Origin of the sequence: Lawsonibacter hominis, from assembly GCF_014287895.1 — a bacterium.
Taxonomy (GTDB): Bacteria; Bacillota; Clostridia; order Oscillospirales; family Oscillospiraceae; genus Lawsonibacter_A; species Lawsonibacter_A hominis.
In genome coordinates this window covers 91159-107138 of record NZ_JACOPP010000004.1, presented here as the reverse complement: position 1 = coordinate 107138, position 15980 = coordinate 91159, and the positions used below count along the sequence as shown (strand labels likewise).

Sequence of the window (15980 nt, the reverse complement as noted above, 5' to 3'; positions counted from 1 at the left end):
GAAAGCGCAGCGCAGGCGCCGCGTTTTCCTATTGGTGCAAGCCTGCCAGTTGGAGGTGGCTTTATTTGCTGAACAAGTATCGAGTCCATGAGGTGGCCAAGGATTTTGGCAAGAACTCCAAGGAGATTGCCGATATCCTGACCCAATACGCGACGACGCCCAAAAATCACATGCAGGTGCTGGATGACCGCGAGCTGTCGCTGATCTTTGAGAGCCTGACCCAGCGCAATCAGGTCGAGAGCATCGAGAGCATCTACGCCGATGTGTACCGGGAGCCCAAGAGCGCCCAGAGCGCCAAGGCTCCTGCGCCCCAGCAGCAGAACCAGGGGAACCGCCCGGCCCAGACGAACCAGCGCCCGGCCCAGAACGGCGGCCAGCAGCAGCCCCGGCGGGAGGCCCAGCCCCAGGCCCAGAAGGCGGCCGGGGCGGCGGGCGCGCAGACCCAGAACAACGGCGGCCAGCCGCCGGCAAACCGCCCCGCCACCCGGGTACCGGAAAAGAAGGTGGTGGATACCCGCAAGGGCGGCAACGTCAACCTGGAGAAATACGACGAGCGGCTGGAGAAGCTGGCCGCCGGAAAGACCAATCAGATGCAGGCGGGCAAGCAGAAGTTCCAGGGCCGCAACAACAACCGCCGGGGCGCGTTCCAGGGGAACAAGCGCCGCCAGGAGGAACAGGAGAAGATGCGCCGGCTCCAGATGGAGATCGCGAAAAAGACCCCCCTGGTGGTCAAGATCCCCGACGAGATCAGCGTGGGCGAGCTGGCTTCCCGCATGAAAAAGACCGGGGCCGAGGTGGTCAAGACCCTGATGAAGAACGGCGTCATGGCCTCGCTCAGCGATGTGATCGATTTTGATACCGCAGCCATCATTGCCGAGGAGCTGGGCTGTAAGGTGGAGAAGGAGGTCATCGTTACCATCGAGGAGCGCCTGATCGACACCGCGGAGGACAAGGAGGAGGATCTGGTGCCCCGGGCCCCCGTGGTGGTGGTCATGGGCCACGTGGACCACGGCAAGACCTCCCTGCTGGACTATATCCGCTCCGCCAACGTGGTCTCCGGCGAGGCCGGCGGCATCACCCAGCATATCGGCGCCTACCAGGTGGATGTGAACGGCAAGACCATCACCTTCCTGGATACCCCCGGCCACGAGGCCTTTACCGCCATGCGCGCCCGGGGCGCCATGGTCACCGATATCGCCATCCTCGTGGTGGCCGCGGACGACGGCATTATGCCCCAGACCGTGGAGTCCATCAACCACGCCAAGGCCGCCGAGATCCCCATCATCGTGGCCATTAACAAGATGGATAAGCCCGACGCCAACCCGGACCGCATCAAGGAGCAGCTCACCGCCTACGAGCTGGTGCCCGAGGAATGGGGCGGCGAGACCATCATCTGTCCCATTTCGGCGAAGACCGGCCAGGGCATCGACGAGCTGCTGGAGATGGTCACCCTGACCGCCGAGATGAAGGAACTCAAGGCCAACCCCAACCGCACCGCCCACGGCGCCGTGATCGAGGCCAAGCTGGACAAGGGCCGCGGCCCGGTCGCCACGCTGCTGGTGCAGAACGGCACCCTCCATCAGGGCGATGTGATCATTGCCGGTACGGCGGTGGGCCGGGTGCGTGCCATGACCAACGCCAAGGGCGAGAAGGTCGCCGAGGCGGGCCCCTCCGTGCCGGTGGAGATCATCGGTATGGGCGAGGTGCCCGGCGCGGGCGACGACTTCCACGCCGTGGCTGACGAGCGGATGGCCCGTGAGCTGGTGGAGCAGCGCAAGCACGAACAGAAGATGGCTGCCTCCGGCCCGGTGGGCAAGGTGAGCCTGGAAGATCTGTTCAGCCAGATCAAGCAGGGCGAGATGAAGGATCTGAACATCATCGTCAAGGCCGATGTGCAGGGCTCCGCCGAAGCGGTCAAGGCCAGCCTGGAGAAACTCTCCAACGACGAGGTGCGGGTGCGGGTCATTCACTGCGCCGTGGGCGCCGTCAACGAGAGCGATGTGATGCTGGCCACGACCTCCAACGCTATTATCGTGGGCTTCAACGTCCGCCCCGACAACAACGCCAAGGATACCGCCGCCCGCAATCATGTGGATATGCGGATGTACCGGGTCATTTACGACTGCATCAACGAGATCGAGACCGCCATGAAAGGGCTGCTCTCCCCCAAGTTCAAGGAAGTGGAGCTGGGCCAGGCCGAAGTGCGCAATGTGTTCCGGATCACCGGCGTGGGTATGGTGGCCGGCTGCTACGTCACGGGCGGCAAGATGCAGCGGGGCGCCCAGATGCGCCTGCTACGGGACAACATCGTCATTTACGACGGCGCCATCGCATCCCTCCAGCGCTTCAAAGACAGCGTGAAGGAGGTCGCCCAGGGCTACGAGTGCGGCATCACCTTTGAAAAGTTCCAGGATATCAAGGAGGGCGATGTGATCGAGGCCTTCCTGATGGAGCAGATCGAGGTGTAGACCGTCAGGATTTGGCGAGCACCAGACTGCCCCGGTCGCCCTCCTTGGGCCCCGCCGCAGGCGGGACGGCGCATTGCGCCGCACAAGCGTTTTCGCAAAGCGGAAACCTTGGCGCAGGGCCGGATTTACTCCGCCCGAGCCTGTGAAGGAACCTGGGGGGCCCCGCGGCGCAGGGCGCCGTGGGGTGGGCGATGGGACCGAGGCCTTCCTGATGGAGCAGATCGAGGTGTAGACGCACGCCTGCCCGGGGAAAATACCGGGGTGTGCCGGAGGACTTCTATCCGGCCATGGAACCGCTGCCTGTTGCGAACGGGCAGGTCTGCCGCAAATTTCGCATTTATTTAACAAACGGATACAGGCCCGTTCCGTCCCCAAGTCATTTGAGGAGGGGCGGGCCTGTATTGCGTTTCTTGAGGAGATAGGTTATGGCAAGTAATCGCATCGGACGCATCAACGAGGAGATCCAGCGGGAGCTGGCTAATCTGATCCGCACGGTGAAGGATCCGCGGGTCCATGGACTGGTGTCCATCACCGCGGTGGACACCACCTCCGACCTGCGCTACGCCAAGGTCTATGTCAGCGTGCTGGACCGCAGCGACGTAAACGAAGTGGTCCGCGGGCTCAAGTCCGCCGGCGGCTATCTGCGGCGGGAACTGGGGACAAGGCTGTCCCTGCGGTATACCCCGGAGCTGGTGTTCGAACGGGACGACTCCATCGACAAGGGCGCCCACATCCTGGAGGTTTTAAAGGATATCGAGCGCAGAGAAGAAGGGAATTGAATTTGGATTACAGGGAAGCCGCGGCGCTGCTGCGGGAGCAAGACGCTATTTTGATCCTGACCCATAAGCGCCCCGATGGGGACACCATCGGCTGCGCCGTAGGGCTGTGCGCTGCGCTGCGGAAGCTGGGCAAACAGGCCTGGGTGCTGCCCAACCGGGACGCCACCAGCCTGTTTACCCCCTATCTGGAGGGCTATCTGGCGCCCGAAGCGGTCCGGCCCGCCTTCGTGGTAAGCGTGGATATCGCCGGACGCAGCCTGTTTACCCCTGAGGGGGAGGTGTGGCTGACGCGGGGCATCGACCTGGCCTTTGACCACCATCCTTCCTACGAGGGCTTTGCAGCGGCGTGCTGCGTGGACCCGGGCCGGGCGGCCTGCGGGGAGCTGATTTACGACGTGGTGCGCCAGCTGGGGCCTGTGACGGCGGAAATCGCCCAGCCGCTCTATGTGGCGGTGTCCACCGATACCGGCTGCTTCCAGTATGGCAACACCACCCCGGCCACCCACCGGGTGGCCGCCGCGCTGATGGAGGCCGGGATCGATTACGCCAGCCTCAACAAGCGCCATTTCCGCACCAAGTCCTTCCGGCGCCTGCGTATCGAGAGCATGATCGTGGAGGGGATGGAGCGGTACGACGGGGGAAAGACGGCCGTCGCCACCGTGACACTGGCCATGATGGCCGCGCTGGGCGCCCACGAAGAAGACGTGGAGGATATCGCCGCCTTTGTGGGCCAGACGGAGGGGGTGGAGACCTCCGTGACCATCCGGGAGCTGGCGGAGGGCGAGTGCAAGCTGAGCGTGCGTACCAGCGGCGGGCTCAACGCCACCCGCGTGTGCGCCCTGCTGGGGGGCGGGGGCCATGCCGCCGCCGCGGGCTGTACGGTAAAGGGCTCCGTGGCGGACGCCAGGGAAGCCATCCTGAACGCCATCCGGACGGTACAGCGGGATGGCTAACGGGATCCTGGTCGTCGATAAGCCGTCGGGTTGGACGAGTATGGACGTCTGCGCCAAGCTGAAGGGTCTCTTTCAGGAGCGGCGGGTGGGACACGCGGGTACCCTGGACCCCATGGCCACGGGGGTGCTGCCGGTTTTTCTGGGCCGGGCCACCCGGGCGGTAGAGTTCGCGGCGGAATCCGAAAAGGAATATATCGCCGCGTTAAGACTTGGAGTTATCACGGATACCCAGGATATCACCGGGAGCGTGCTGGAGACGCGGCCGGTCGCTGCGGGCCGGGAGGAGCTGGAGGCCGTGCTGGAACGCTTCCGTGGGGAGATCGCGCAGGTGCCCCCCATGTATTCGGCGGTCAAGATCGGCGGGAGGAAGCTTTACGAGCTGGCCCGAAAGGGGACCGAAGTGGAGCGTCCCAGCCGGCGTGTGACCATCCGCGCCCTGGAAGTGCTGGAAGAGGCGGATGTGCGGAGGGATGCGCCCTGCGGGTTTGAACCGGAGCCGGATACCTGGTTTCTGCGGGTGGCGTGTTCCAAGGGGACCTATGTGCGCACGCTCTGCCATGAGATCGGACAGGCCCTGGGCTGCGGCGGCACGCTGTCCGCCCTGCGGCGCACCCGTGCGGCAGGGTTTGGCCTGGAGGGCGCGGTGACGCTGGAGCAGGTGCGCGCGGCGGGGGATCCGGCGGCCCTGCTGCTGCCGGTGGACGCCTATTTTGCCCGGTATCCCGCGCTCACCGTGCCGGACGCGGCCCTTTCCCGGGCGAAAAACGGCAATCCGTTCCCCTGTGCCGCAGCCGACGGGGACTGGCGGGTCTACGGTCCGGACGGGGCCTTCCTGCTGCTGGGCCGCTGTAGGGGAGGACAGATGAAGACCATCAAAAGCTTTTTCGAGGTGTAGTCGCTTGGATACCAATGAGAACGTAAGAAGGGTCGTCGCCCTGGGCTTTTTTGACGGAGTGCACCTGGGCCACGGGGCGCTTCTGCGCCGGGTGGGAGCCATCGCGGCGCAGAAGGGGGCCGTCCCCGCGGCGGTGACCTTTGATACCCACCCCACCAATCTGATCCTGAACGTGCCGATGCCCCTGCTTACCTCGCCCCTGGACCGGGCGGAGCTGATGCGCCGGTATTACGGCATCCGGGATGTCATCGTCACCCACTTCGACGAGCGGATGATGCACATGCCATGGCAGGAATTTGTCACTCAATATCTGGTAAAAGAGAACGGCGCGGTCCATCTGGTGGCGGGACACGATTTCCACTTCGGCTACAAGGGGGAGGGCAACCCGGAGCGGCTGGCCCAGCTGTGCGCAGCGCAGGGGATTGGCTGTGATATCGTGCCCAAGGTGGAACGGGATCACATCACGGTCTCTTCCACCTATATCCGCACGCTCATCGCCCAGGGGGAGATCGAGCGGGCCAATCAGTTTTTGGGACATCCCCACACGCTGACCGATCGGGTCTCCCACGGCAAGAAGCTGGGCAGCACACTGGGATTTCCAACGGTAAACCTGCGCTTTCAGCCGGGCGTACTGGTGCCTGCCTTTGGCGTGTATGCCACCCGCGTTTTTTTTGAAAACGGGGACAGCCGTCCGGCGGTGACCAACGTAGGGGTGCGCCCCACGGTGGACGACGGCGGCCGGGTCAACGTGGAGGGATTTATCCTGGACTTCAGCGGGGATCTGTACGGACAGACCATCCGCATGGAATTTTACAAGCGCCTGCGGGGGGAGCGGAAGTTCCCGAATCTGGAGGCGCTGCGCAGCGAGGTCATGCGCAACGCGGAACAGACCCGCGCCTATTTCAAGCGCACGGAAGAACGATAAACGCCTTGCGCGGCGCCCAAGTCCTTTTACGGACACTGGCCGCACACGCAAGCATATGAGCAAGCCCATGTAAGACACGACATTGCCGATCTGCCTGAGAGGGGAACTGCTATGCGCTATCGAAGAATGTACCCGGCCGCACTTTGCTTTGCCGCCTTCTTGGCGGCGATCGGGCTGATATTGGACGATCCGTCCAATATTCTGCCGGGCCTGTGGAAGATCATGATCACCGAGGACGCCCTGATCACCGATTATATGGAGATCGCCGGGGTGGGGGCGGCTTTTGTCAATTCCGCCCTGGTCACCCTGATCAGCATCGGCATCCTCTATCTGGCCAAGGACCCCATCAACGGCTATACGGTGGTAGAGATCGGATTGATGGCCGGGTTTGCGCTGTTTGGGAAGAATATCGTCAACATCTGGCCTATCATCGGCGGGACCTTCCTTTATGCCAAGCTACGGCGAGAGCCCTTTTATACGTACGCGTCGGTCTCGCTGCTGGCTACCGCGCTCTCGCCGGTGGTCAGCTATGTGGCGCTGGACAACGGCTGGGGCAATCTGCCGGCAGGCGTTTTGGTGGGCATATTGATCGGCTTTATCCTGCCGCCCCTCTCGGCCTATACCTATAAGATCCAAAACGGAATGAATCTGTACAACATGGGCTTTGCCTGCGGGCTGCTGGCCCTGATCCTGGCCCCGGTGATGAGCTCCATGGGGGCCGACCTGTCCACCAATTACCACTGGGCCACCGGCTATAATCTCCCTTTGGGGGCGGCCATGGGCGGCATGTGTATCGTGTTTATCGCAGCAGGGCTCTTTTTCTGCAAGCGCCCGGTTTGGGCGGCCTGGGCGGGCTACCGACGCCTGCTCCAGACCACCGGCCGCGCCCCCAGCGATTACCTGCGCATGCTGGGCTCCGCCCCGGTACTGATCAACATGGGCGTCAACGGGCTCATCGGCATCGTGTTTATCCTGGTTACCGGCGGTGATCTGAACGGGCCCACCATCGGCGGGATCATGACCATCATCGGCTTTTCCGCCTTCGGCAAACATGCCCGGAACATTACGCCCGTCATGCTGGGCGTGGTGCTGGGCGGATTGCTGCTCCACCAGGATCTGGGCGCCGGCGCCATGCAGCTGGCCATGCTCTTCGGCACGACGCTGGCTCCCGTCTCCGGCTATTTCGGATGGCCGTTTGGGATCGTGGCGGGTTTTCTCCACTCAGCGGTGGTGCTCTATGCGGGATCTCCGGTGTCCGGCCTCAACCTGTACAACAACGGCTTTTCCGGCGGGTTGATCGCAATCGTGCTCTACCCCATCATCACCGCCGCCATCCGTCACCGCAAGCCGGAGCTTCAGGACGAGGATTACTTCGACGCATTCGAGCATGATACGCCCACCGTTCCGCCGCCCCCCGGAAAGGAAAAATGATCGGAATGCAAAAAGCGGCGCCGTCCTTTTGGACGGCGCCGCCCGGCTTATCGAAAGACCCTGAGACGACGCAGGAAAACAAAGCGTTCCTGCGAAAGGGAAACGCCCCGTGCAGGGCTTTCGCCGCCGCAGCGGCGAAAGGGACTGAAGATCCGTCTTTTCTAAGAACACGCGCCTTAGAAAAACCACCGCTCAGCCCGCAAACGTGCGCGCGCGGCGCGTGCGCTGCGGTGGGCTGCCCCCCTTCGGGAACAGGCCTGCTCGAGACAGCGCATAGTTACCTGGATGCGTCGTTTTGGGCAGGGGCCTTGGGCTTGTTGGGCTCCACCCCGTCGAAGACGGCTTTCGCACTGGCGCACAGGCCGGCCAGGCCCTGGATCTCGCTGGGAATGATGATCTTGGTGGCCTTGCCGTCGGCGGCGGCCTGGAAGGCCTCCAGGGCGCGGATCTTGACCACCTGCTCGTTGGGGTTGGCCTCGTTGAGAAGCTTGAGCGCTTCGGCGGTGGCCTGCTGGACCTTCATGATGGCCTCCGCCTCGCCCTCGGCCTTCATAATGGCGGCCTGCCGGGCTGCGTCGGCCCGGAGGATGACGGACTGCTTCTCGCCTTCCGCCACCAGGATCTGACTCTGCTTCTGTCCCTCGGCCTGGAGGATGGCCTCCCGGCGTTCCCGCTCGGCCTTCATCTGCTTTTCCATGGCGTCCTGGATCTCCCGGGGCGGGATAATGTTTTTCAGCTCCACCCGGTTGACCTTGATGCCCCAGGGGTCGGTGGCCTCGTCCAGGATGGCGCGCATCTTGGAGTTGATGATGTCGCGGCTGGTCAGGGACTGGTCCAGCTCCAAATCGCCGATGATGTTGCGCAGGGTGGTGGCGGTGAGGTTCTCAATGGCGCTCATGGGGTGCTCCACGCCGTAGGTATACAGCTTGGGGTCGGTGATCTGGAAGTAGAGCACGGTGTCGATCTGCATGGTGACGTTATCCTTGGTGATGACGGGCTGGGGAGCGAAGTCCACCACCTGCTCCTTCAGAGAGACGGCTTTGGCCACTTTTTCAATAAAGGGGACCTTGAAGTGGATACCGACGCCCCAGACGGAGTGGAATGCGCCCAGCCGTTCGATGACATAGGCCTTGGACTGCTGGACGACCTTAATGTTGGTGGCCAGCACCAGAATGACGAGTACGATGAGAATGATCACGATGATGGGAATGATCGGCGGCATGTCAGTTCCTCCTTTTTAAACCTGCGGCGTCCGCGCGGCTTCCGCCGCCGGCGTCACGATAACCTTGACTCCTTCGATCCGCAGCACCCGCACCTTGGCGCCCGAGGGGATCGCGGCCGCATCCGGCTCCGTCCGGGCGGTCCAGACCGCGCCCTGAACGGTGATCTGGCCCTGGGCCTTCAGGTTGTCGATGTCCTGCGTCACGATCCCCTCCGCCCCGATGACCCGGTCTGCATTGGTGGCTACCCGGGCGGGGTTGACGTACTTTCGGGCCAGCGGCCGCACGGCCAGCAGGCACAGGAACGAGACCACCAGGAACAGCGCGATCTGAAGCCAGATGTTGGAGACGAAGAAGGACAGAATGAGCGCACACAGCGCGCCCACACCGAACCAAATTGAGGTCAGCCCCACGGTAATTGCCTCGGCGGCGAATAAAAGCACCATGGCGACCAGCCAGAAGATACTGGGAACCGGCACAGGCACCCCTCCTTTTTCGGTTTCTGGTTCTATCCTAACACAGCGCAGGGAAAAAAGAAAGTAATTTCGCGTTCCGGATTTGCCAAGCACAGGGAAATCAGGTATACTATACTGGACTGAAATCAGAAGGCGTATGAGATGGAGCGGATCGGATGAAAGAAATGCTGCAATTGGCCGTGCCCACCCTGTTTGGGCTGGAGGGCCTGTGTGCCGAGGAGCTGCGGCGGCTGGAGCTGCCTGAGGTCCGGGCGGAAAACGGGCGGGTGCTCTGCCGGGCGCGGGCGGAGGATATTGCCCGGATCAACCTGAACCTGCGCACCGGCGAACGGGTACTGCTGGTGCTGGGCAGTTTCCCGGCCGGAAGCTTCGACGCTCTGTTTGAGGGGACCCGCGCGCTGCCCTGGGAGGAGTTTGTTCCGCGGGAGGGGAGCTTCCCGGTAAAGGGACATGCCCTCAATTCCGCCCTCCACGCGGTGCCCGCCTGTCAGGCCATCGTGAAGAAGGCGATCGCCGCCCGGCTGGGGGAGCGGTATGGATTGGAGCAGCTGCCCGAGACCGGGGCCCTTTACCAGGTGCAGTTTTCCATTATGAAGGACACGGCCACCCTGATGCTGGATACCTCGGGGCCGGGACTGCACAAGCGGGGCTACCGGGCGGTGGGCGTGACCGCTCCCCTGCGGGAGACCCTGGCCGCCGCGCTGGTGCTGCTGTCCCGCTACCGGGGCAGGGACCCCTTCTGCGACCCGTTCTGCGGCTCGGGCACCATCGCCATCGAAGCCGCGCTGATCGCCAAGAACCGGGCCCCGGGGCTGTCCCGGGCCTTCTCCGCCCAGAAGTGGCGGTGGCTGGACGCCAAAAGCTGGCTGGATGCCGCAGACGAGGCCATGGACAGGGAATTCGGCGGGACGTATGACATCTGGGGAGGCGACGTGGACCCCAAGGCGGTGGAGATCGCACGGGCCAACGCCGTCAAGGCGGATGTGGAGGACATGGTGCGCTTCGAGACGGCGGATGCCGCCCGGTTCCGGCGGGATACGCCCTATGGCCGGGTCGTTACCAATCCGCCCTATGGAGAACGCATCCTGGAGAAGCGGGAGGCGGAGGAACTTTACCGCGCATTCGGCCGGGCGGTACGTGATCTGCCGGAGGGGTGGCGCGTGAGCGTGCTCTCCTCCCACACCGAGTTCGAGCGGACGTTTGGGCGCACGGCGGACAAGAAGCGCAAGCTGTACAACGGGATGATCAAATGCGATCTGTTCCAGTATGGAAGATAACGGGAAGGGAACTGCCATGAAGCATCGAAACGCGATCCGTCTGACCGCCGCGGCCCTGTGCCTGTGCCTGGCCGCGGCGTGCCTGTACCCGTCCGCCCAGGCTGCTCCGGCGGGCTCCACGGTCTGGGGATTCAGCGAGGGGATGGCCCTGTGCGAGCTGGACGGCAAATGGGGCTACGTAAACGCCGGGCGGGAGGTGGTCATCCCCATCCAGTACGACAGCGCCGTCTCCTTCTCCCTGGGACTGGCCGCCGTGGAGCTCAGCGACAAGCTGGGCGTGATCCGGCAGGACGGTACTTATCTCATCCGGCCCGAGTATGACAGCCTCATGCCCATCAACTGCGGGTTGTATGTCGTGCAGAAGGGGATCAAGTGGGGCGTAGTGAGCATCCTGCCCTTTTCCGACGGGCAGGGCGGAGCGACCCAGGTGCTCTATGATCTTTCCTACGACAGCATCCAGGTGGTGGAGCAGGGGGGCAGTCAGGTGCTGGAGCTGACCCGGAAGGGCGTCAAGACCATTGTGCCGCTGTTTGAGCTGCCCGGCATTCTGGCCCAGAAGGGGGCGCCCTCCGCCCAGTTTCCGCTGAACCGGGGCAAGCTCCCCGGCTTTTCCGACGTATCCCCCCGGGACTGGTACGCCCTGTGGGTGGATGTGGCCTATAATGTGGGCCTGATGGAGGGCGTGGGCGGCAATCAGTTTGCGCCTGGCCGCACCCTGACCGTGGCGGAGGCCCTCAAGCTGGCCGCTACCCTGGAGAGCCGCTACCGGGAGGACGACTTCCATCAGCGGCCCGGTTCCGGGAAGGACTGGTACAGCGCCGCGGTGGACTACTGCATCGCCAGCGGCATCATCACCAGCGGAGCGTTCCGGGAGACGGACTATACCAGACCGGTCAAACGCTGGGAGATGGCCTGTATCTTTGCACACACCAGCCTGGCAAAGGGGATGCCCGCGCGCAACAGCCTGGAGCGTGTCCGCGCCGCCGTGCCCGACGTGGGCATGGGCACGCCCTGCGCGGAGGAGATTTACAGCCTGTATGCCAAAGGGGTCCTGGCGGGGGTGGACGCCAACCTGACGTTCCGGCCCGACGGCGCCCTCACCCGGGCCGAGGCGGCGGCCATCGTCTCCCGCATGGCCCGCACGGAACAGCGTATCACCCTGTGGAACGTGAGCTTTTTCAGCCGTCCCGCGGCGCAGGACGCCCTGCCTGCGGAGAGCGCCGCTTCCGAGGAGGCGGGCCCTCTGCCGGAGGAGGCCCCGAGTCCCTGAACCTTCTCCAAGGGAGGATTGACCCGATGAAGCACCTGTTTATCATCAACCCCCATGCCGGGAAATACGACCGCAGCCATGAGATCCGGGAGAAAGTGGCGCGCGTTATGGAAGGGCGGGGGAAAGACTATGAGATCCTGGTCACCCAATACGCGGGCCACGGCCGGGAAGAGGTCCGCCGGGCGGCGGAGCTGGGAGAACCCCTGCGGGTCTACGCCTGCGGCGGGGACGGTACGCTCAACGAATGCGTCGTGGGCGCGGCAGGCGCCCCGAACGCGGCGGTGACCCATTACCCCACCGGTTCCGGCAACGACTTTATCCGGATGTTCGGGCCGGACACGTGCCGGTTCCATGACCTGGAAGCCCTGCTGGATGCGCCCCAGGAGAGCCTGGACCTGATCGATTGCAATGGGCACTTGGCCCTCAACGTCTGTTCCGTGGGGTTTGACGCGCGCATCGGTCTGGGGGCGGCGGACTTCAAGAAGCTGCCCCTGGTGAGCGGGACCATGGCCTATCAGCTCTCCGCTCTGCGCACCATTCTGCAGGGCATCCACCGGCCCTACCGGGTGGAGCTGGACGGCGAGGTGCTGCCGCACAAGGAGTTTACCCTCCTGTGCGCCTGCAACGGCCGCTATTACGGCGGCGGCTTCAACCCGTCCACCACGGCGCTGCCCGACGACGGGGCGCTGGATTTTGTCATTATCAAGGCGGTCTCGCGCCTGACCATCCTGGCCCTGATCGGAACGTACGCCAAAGGCGGCGCAAAAGAGATCCCGCAGATCATCCTGCGCCGGGGCCGGGAACTGAAGATCATCTGCCGGGAGCCGGAGATGGTCAATCTGGACGGGGAGCGGGTCGACCTGTCTGAGCTCTCGATCCGGCTGTCTGCTAAAAAAGTGAATTTCTTTTTTCCGGAAGGTACCCACTATGATCCGGCCCGGCGGGGAAGAGTTTTAGAAAAAACGAGATAATAGAAGAAAAAGAAAGAGTCAAACTCTATTTTGAAGATAAATTGAAAAAACGGAATGGCACGTTGGAAAATTTACAAAATATTAAAAAATTAGGACTTGCGCAAATTAGCAAGTGAGGGTATTATAATAAGCGTGTTAGCACTCCGGTAAAATGAGTGCTAACACGCTTAACAAGTTTACAAGAAAATAACACATACATGAAGGAGGAACCCCAAATGAAGCTCAAACCCCTTGCAGATCGCGTGGTCATTAAGATGGTGGAGGCCGAGGAGACCACCAAGAGCGGCATCATCCTCACCGGCGCCGCGAAGGAGAAGCCCGAAGTGGCCGAAATCATCGAGGTAGGCCCCGGCGGCATGGTGGACGGCAAGGAAGTCACCATGACCGTGAAGAAGGGCGACAAGGTCATCACCAGCAAGTATTCCGGCACTCAGGTCAAGGTGGACGGCGAGGAGTACACCATCGTCCGTCAGTCTGATATTCTGGCTGTCGTGGAGTAAGACCCGCCCGGGGGAGTTTCCGTTCCCCGGATCGGAGTCCGCCATGCCGCGGAAGGCGGCACAGCGGGTTCCCCACCCAATGCCTTTGCACGGCAAAGGCGGCCGCCCGCCGGTGGCGGAGCAGGCAACGGCGTTCTGCGCAGGCGCACAGGAGGGATTGGCCGCAGGGACAAGAGAAGGCGCCCTGGGATGTGTCCTGCTTCGGAAGCATTCAAAATTCGATTCCGCTGAGGCGGAATTTACTTGGAGGTAATCGTTATGGCTAAGATTCTCTGCTACGGTGAGGAAGCCCGTCACGCGCTGGAGCGCGGCGTCAACCAGCTCGCCGATACCGTTAAGATCACCATGGGCCCCAAGGGCCGCAATGTCGTGCTGGACAAGAAGTTCGGCGCGCCCCTCATCACCAACGACGGCGTGACCATCGCCAAGGAGATCGAGCTGGAGGACCCCTTTGAGAATATGGGCGCCCAGCTGGTGAAGGAAGTTGCCACCAAGACCAACGACGTGGCCGGCGACGGCACCACCACCGCCACTCTGCTGGCCCAGGCCATCATCCGCGAGGGCCTGAAGAACCTGGCCGCCGGGGCCAACCCCATGGTCATGAAGAAGGGCATTGCCAAGGCCACCTCTGCCGCCGTGGAGGCCATCAAGGCCAATTCCAAGAAGGTCAACGGCACGGAGGACATCGCCCGCGTCGGCGCCGTCTCTTCCAGCGACGAGACCATCGGCAAGCTGATCGCCGAGGCCATGGAGAAGGTCTCCCACGACGGCGTCATCACCGTTGAGGAGTCCAAGACCGCCGAGACCTATTCCGAGGTCGTCGAGGGCATGCAGTTCGACCGGGGCTATATCACGCCCTATATGGTCACCGACACCGAGAAGATGGAGGCCGTTCTGGACGACGCGCTGATCCTCATTACCGACAAGAAGATCTCCAATATCCAGGAGCTGCTGCCCGTTCTGGAGCAGGTGGTGCAGTCCGGCAAGAAGCTGCTGGTCATTGCCGAGGATGTGGAGGGCGACGCCCTGTCCACCCTGATCGTCAACAAGCTGCGCGGCACCCTGAACGTGGTCTGCGTCAAGGCCCCCGGCTTCGGCGACCGCCGCAAGGAGATGCTGGAGGATATCGCCGTCCTCACCGGCGGAACTGTGATCTCCTCCGACATGGGCTATGAGCTGAAGGAAGCCACCATGGATATGCTGGGCAAGGCCCGCCAGGTGAAGATTTCCAAGGAGAACACCATCATTGTGGACGGCGCCGGCAGCGCCGATGCCATCAAGGGCCGCGTCAACCAGATCAAGAATCAGATTGAGACCACCACCTCCGATTACGACAAGGAGAAGCTGCAGGAGCGCCTGGCCAAGATGGCCGGCGGCGTGGCCATCATCCGCGTCGGCGCCGCCACCGAGGTGGAGATGAAGGAGAAGAAGCTGCGCATCGAGGACGCGCTGAACGCCACCCGCGCCGCCGTGGAAGAGGGCATCGTGGCCGGCGGCGGCACCGCCTACGTCAACGCCGTTGCCGCGGTCGAGAAGCTGGTGAGCGAGGTCGAGGGCGACGAGAAGACCGGCGTGCGCATCATTGCCAAGGCCCTGACTGAGCCTGTGAAGCAGATCGCCACCAACGCCGGCATCGACGGCTCCGTGGTGCTGGAGAAGATCCGCGAGTCCGGCAAGACGGGCTACGGCTTCGACGCCTATAATGAGGTTTATGTGGACATGATTTCCGCCGGTATCGTGGATCCCACCAAGGTGACCCGTTCCGCCCTGGAGAACGCCGCGTCCATCTCCGCCACCCTGCTGACCACCGAGGCTCTCGTCGCCGATAAGCCCCAGCCCCCCGCGCCCGCCGCACCCGCTGCCCCCGACATGGGCGGCATGTACTAAGCAGTACCCGTAAACCCTTGAAATAGCTGGATTCCGGCGCAGGAAAATGCGGATTTACGCCACACTTACGCCACAACAAAAGCGCATGATAGGGTATAAAAGACCGACATTCACAGTAAATGTGAGTGTCGGTCTTTTTCTCATTGCCTCAACTCAAAACCGCCTGCCGCTACTCGGATGATCCGGGTCATGGTAGGCGGTTCTGTATTATTTCGCTACACTTGGCTTGCGCAGATTATCTTTTAACGCACGCATAGTATTTGTGATGACTTTTAATTCCCAATGGGTACAGTCGGACAAGAGTTCTGATACCTCTCGCTCAAATGACGCTTTGGAATTCTCTAAACTGTCGCACAGCAGATCATCCACCGTTACCCCCAGGGCATTCGCAATATTAACGATGGTGGGAAGACCCAGTTTTGTTGCGCCACGCTCAATATGCGAGATGTTCGACGGCTCTTGATTGGAGAGTTCCGCTAATACCTGCTGTGTGATCCCGCGCTCCTTTCTGTACCGGCGAATACGCACTCCAATAGCGTGATAATCAAGTTCCATTTTACCACCTCGTTCCATACAAACTTATTGTATATCCGATTAGGATGTGGTAAAATAAAGCAAATATCCGAAAAGGATATATAATAATATCTGCGCATAATTAGGGGAGGTGGTGAATATGCGCGTTCAAATGTCCCTGTTGGAGTACTTATCGTACCGCTGCAAACCGGCTATTTTATCCGATTTGCACGACATGGGTGAACTGGAAAGAAACCGGCTGGCTCGGGCCATAGGGCTTATCCAAGCGGGGGATGTTCCTTTGGGCGAGTGGAACGATGCCCTGCTGTATCTTTCCAATGGCCCGCCTCAGCCAACAGCCGAAGCCGCAAGGGAGCGGCTGATGGATTATTTATATCAAAAATAAAACGGAAAG

15 protein-coding genes are annotated in these 15980 nt (G+C 62.3%); 12 read left to right on the top strand and 3 right to left on the bottom strand.

The features are described 5' to 3' along the window. Positions 1-65 precede the first annotated feature (65 nt). The 6 genes from infB to H8S57_RS04575 all read left to right on the top strand — a co-directional run bounded on the left by infB (position 66) and on the right by H8S57_RS04575 (position 7451). On the top strand, positions 66-2468 hold the full coding sequence (gene infB / locus H8S57_RS04600; RefSeq protein ID WP_186906902.1) for a translation initiation factor IF-2: 2403 nt from the start codon (positions 66-68) through the stop codon (positions 2466-2468). 425 nt (positions 2469-2893) lie between these two features. After that, on the top strand, positions 2894-3247 hold the full coding sequence (gene rbfA, locus H8S57_RS04595) for a 30S ribosome-binding factor RbfA (protein ID WP_186906901.1): 354 nt from the start codon (positions 2894-2896) through the stop codon (positions 3245-3247). Between the two features lie 2 nt (positions 3248-3249). Then, a complete protein-coding gene (locus H8S57_RS04590; RefSeq protein WP_186906900.1) occupies positions 3250-4200 on the top strand; it encodes a DHH family phosphoesterase in 951 nt (316 codons plus the stop codon). Next, positions 4193-5095, top strand: coding sequence for a tRNA pseudouridine(55) synthase TruB (gene truB, locus H8S57_RS04585; protein ID WP_186906899.1), 903 nt, complete (start codon positions 4193-4195; stop codon positions 5093-5095). Before H8S57_RS04590 ends, truB begins: the two co-directional genes overlap by 8 nt. Before the next feature lie 4 nt (positions 5096-5099). Beyond that, positions 5100-6020, top strand: coding sequence for a riboflavin biosynthesis protein RibF (gene ribF / locus H8S57_RS04580; protein WP_186906898.1), 921 nt, complete (start codon positions 5100-5102; stop codon positions 6018-6020). A gap of 111 nt (positions 6021-6131) precedes the next feature. Then, entirely contained in the window at positions 6132-7451 is a 1320-nt protein-coding gene (locus tag H8S57_RS04575) for a DUF1576 domain-containing protein (protein ID WP_186906897.1), read from the top strand. 277 nt (positions 7452-7728) lie between these two features. Here H8S57_RS04575 and H8S57_RS04570 read toward each other — a convergent pair whose 3' ends face one another. Further along, positions 7729-8673: an SPFH domain-containing protein gene (locus H8S57_RS04570; protein ID WP_186906896.1), complete on the bottom strand. Its 945-nt coding sequence runs from the start codon at positions 8671-8673 to the stop codon at positions 7729-7731. Positions 8674-8688: 15 nt separating this feature from the next. Next, positions 8689-9150 carry an NfeD family protein gene (locus H8S57_RS04565; RefSeq protein WP_186906895.1) on the bottom strand — a complete coding sequence of 154 codons (462 nt, stop codon included), beginning with the start codon at positions 9148-9150 and terminating at the stop codon, positions 8689-8691. Positions 9151-9302: 152 nt separating this feature from the next. Between H8S57_RS04565 and H8S57_RS04560 the strand changes: the two genes are divergently transcribed. From H8S57_RS04560 to groL, 5 genes are all read left to right on the top strand, one after another. Further along, a complete protein-coding gene (locus tag H8S57_RS04560) occupies positions 9303-10424 on the top strand; it encodes a THUMP domain-containing class I SAM-dependent RNA methyltransferase (RefSeq protein WP_186906894.1) in 1122 nt (373 codons plus the stop codon). A 16-nt stretch (positions 10425-10440) separates the two neighbouring features. Beyond that, positions 10441-11694: a WG repeat-containing protein gene (locus H8S57_RS04555; protein ID WP_186906893.1), complete on the top strand. Its 1254-nt coding sequence runs from the start codon at positions 10441-10443 to the stop codon at positions 11692-11694. Between the two features lie 26 nt (positions 11695-11720). Further along, positions 11721-12665, top strand: a complete 945-nt coding sequence (locus tag H8S57_RS04550; protein WP_186906892.1) for a diacylglycerol/lipid kinase family protein — start codon at positions 11721-11723, stop codon at positions 12663-12665. 215 nt (positions 12666-12880) lie between these two features. Next, complete coding sequence (locus H8S57_RS04545) at positions 12881-13165, top strand: co-chaperone GroES (RefSeq protein WP_186906891.1); 285 nt, start codon at positions 12881-12883, stop codon at positions 13163-13165. A 258-nt stretch (positions 13166-13423) separates the two neighbouring features. Further along, positions 13424-15052 carry a chaperonin GroEL gene (gene groL / locus H8S57_RS04540; RefSeq protein WP_186906890.1) on the top strand — a complete coding sequence of 543 codons (1629 nt, stop codon included), beginning with the start codon at positions 13424-13426 and terminating at the stop codon, positions 15050-15052. A gap of 207 nt (positions 15053-15259) precedes the next feature. Here the strand turns inward: groL and H8S57_RS04535 are convergent, their stop codons facing one another. Continuing rightward, on the bottom strand, positions 15260-15607 hold the full coding sequence (locus H8S57_RS04535; protein WP_186906889.1) for a helix-turn-helix domain-containing protein: 348 nt from the start codon (positions 15605-15607) through the stop codon (positions 15260-15262). Positions 15608-15725: 118 nt separating this feature from the next. On the opposite strand from H8S57_RS04535, the gene H8S57_RS04530 reads away from it, so the two are divergent. Further along, complete coding sequence (locus H8S57_RS04530; protein WP_186906888.1) at positions 15726-15971, top strand: hypothetical protein; 246 nt, start codon at positions 15726-15728, stop codon at positions 15969-15971. The last annotated feature ends 9 nt before the right edge of the window (positions 15972-15980 follow it).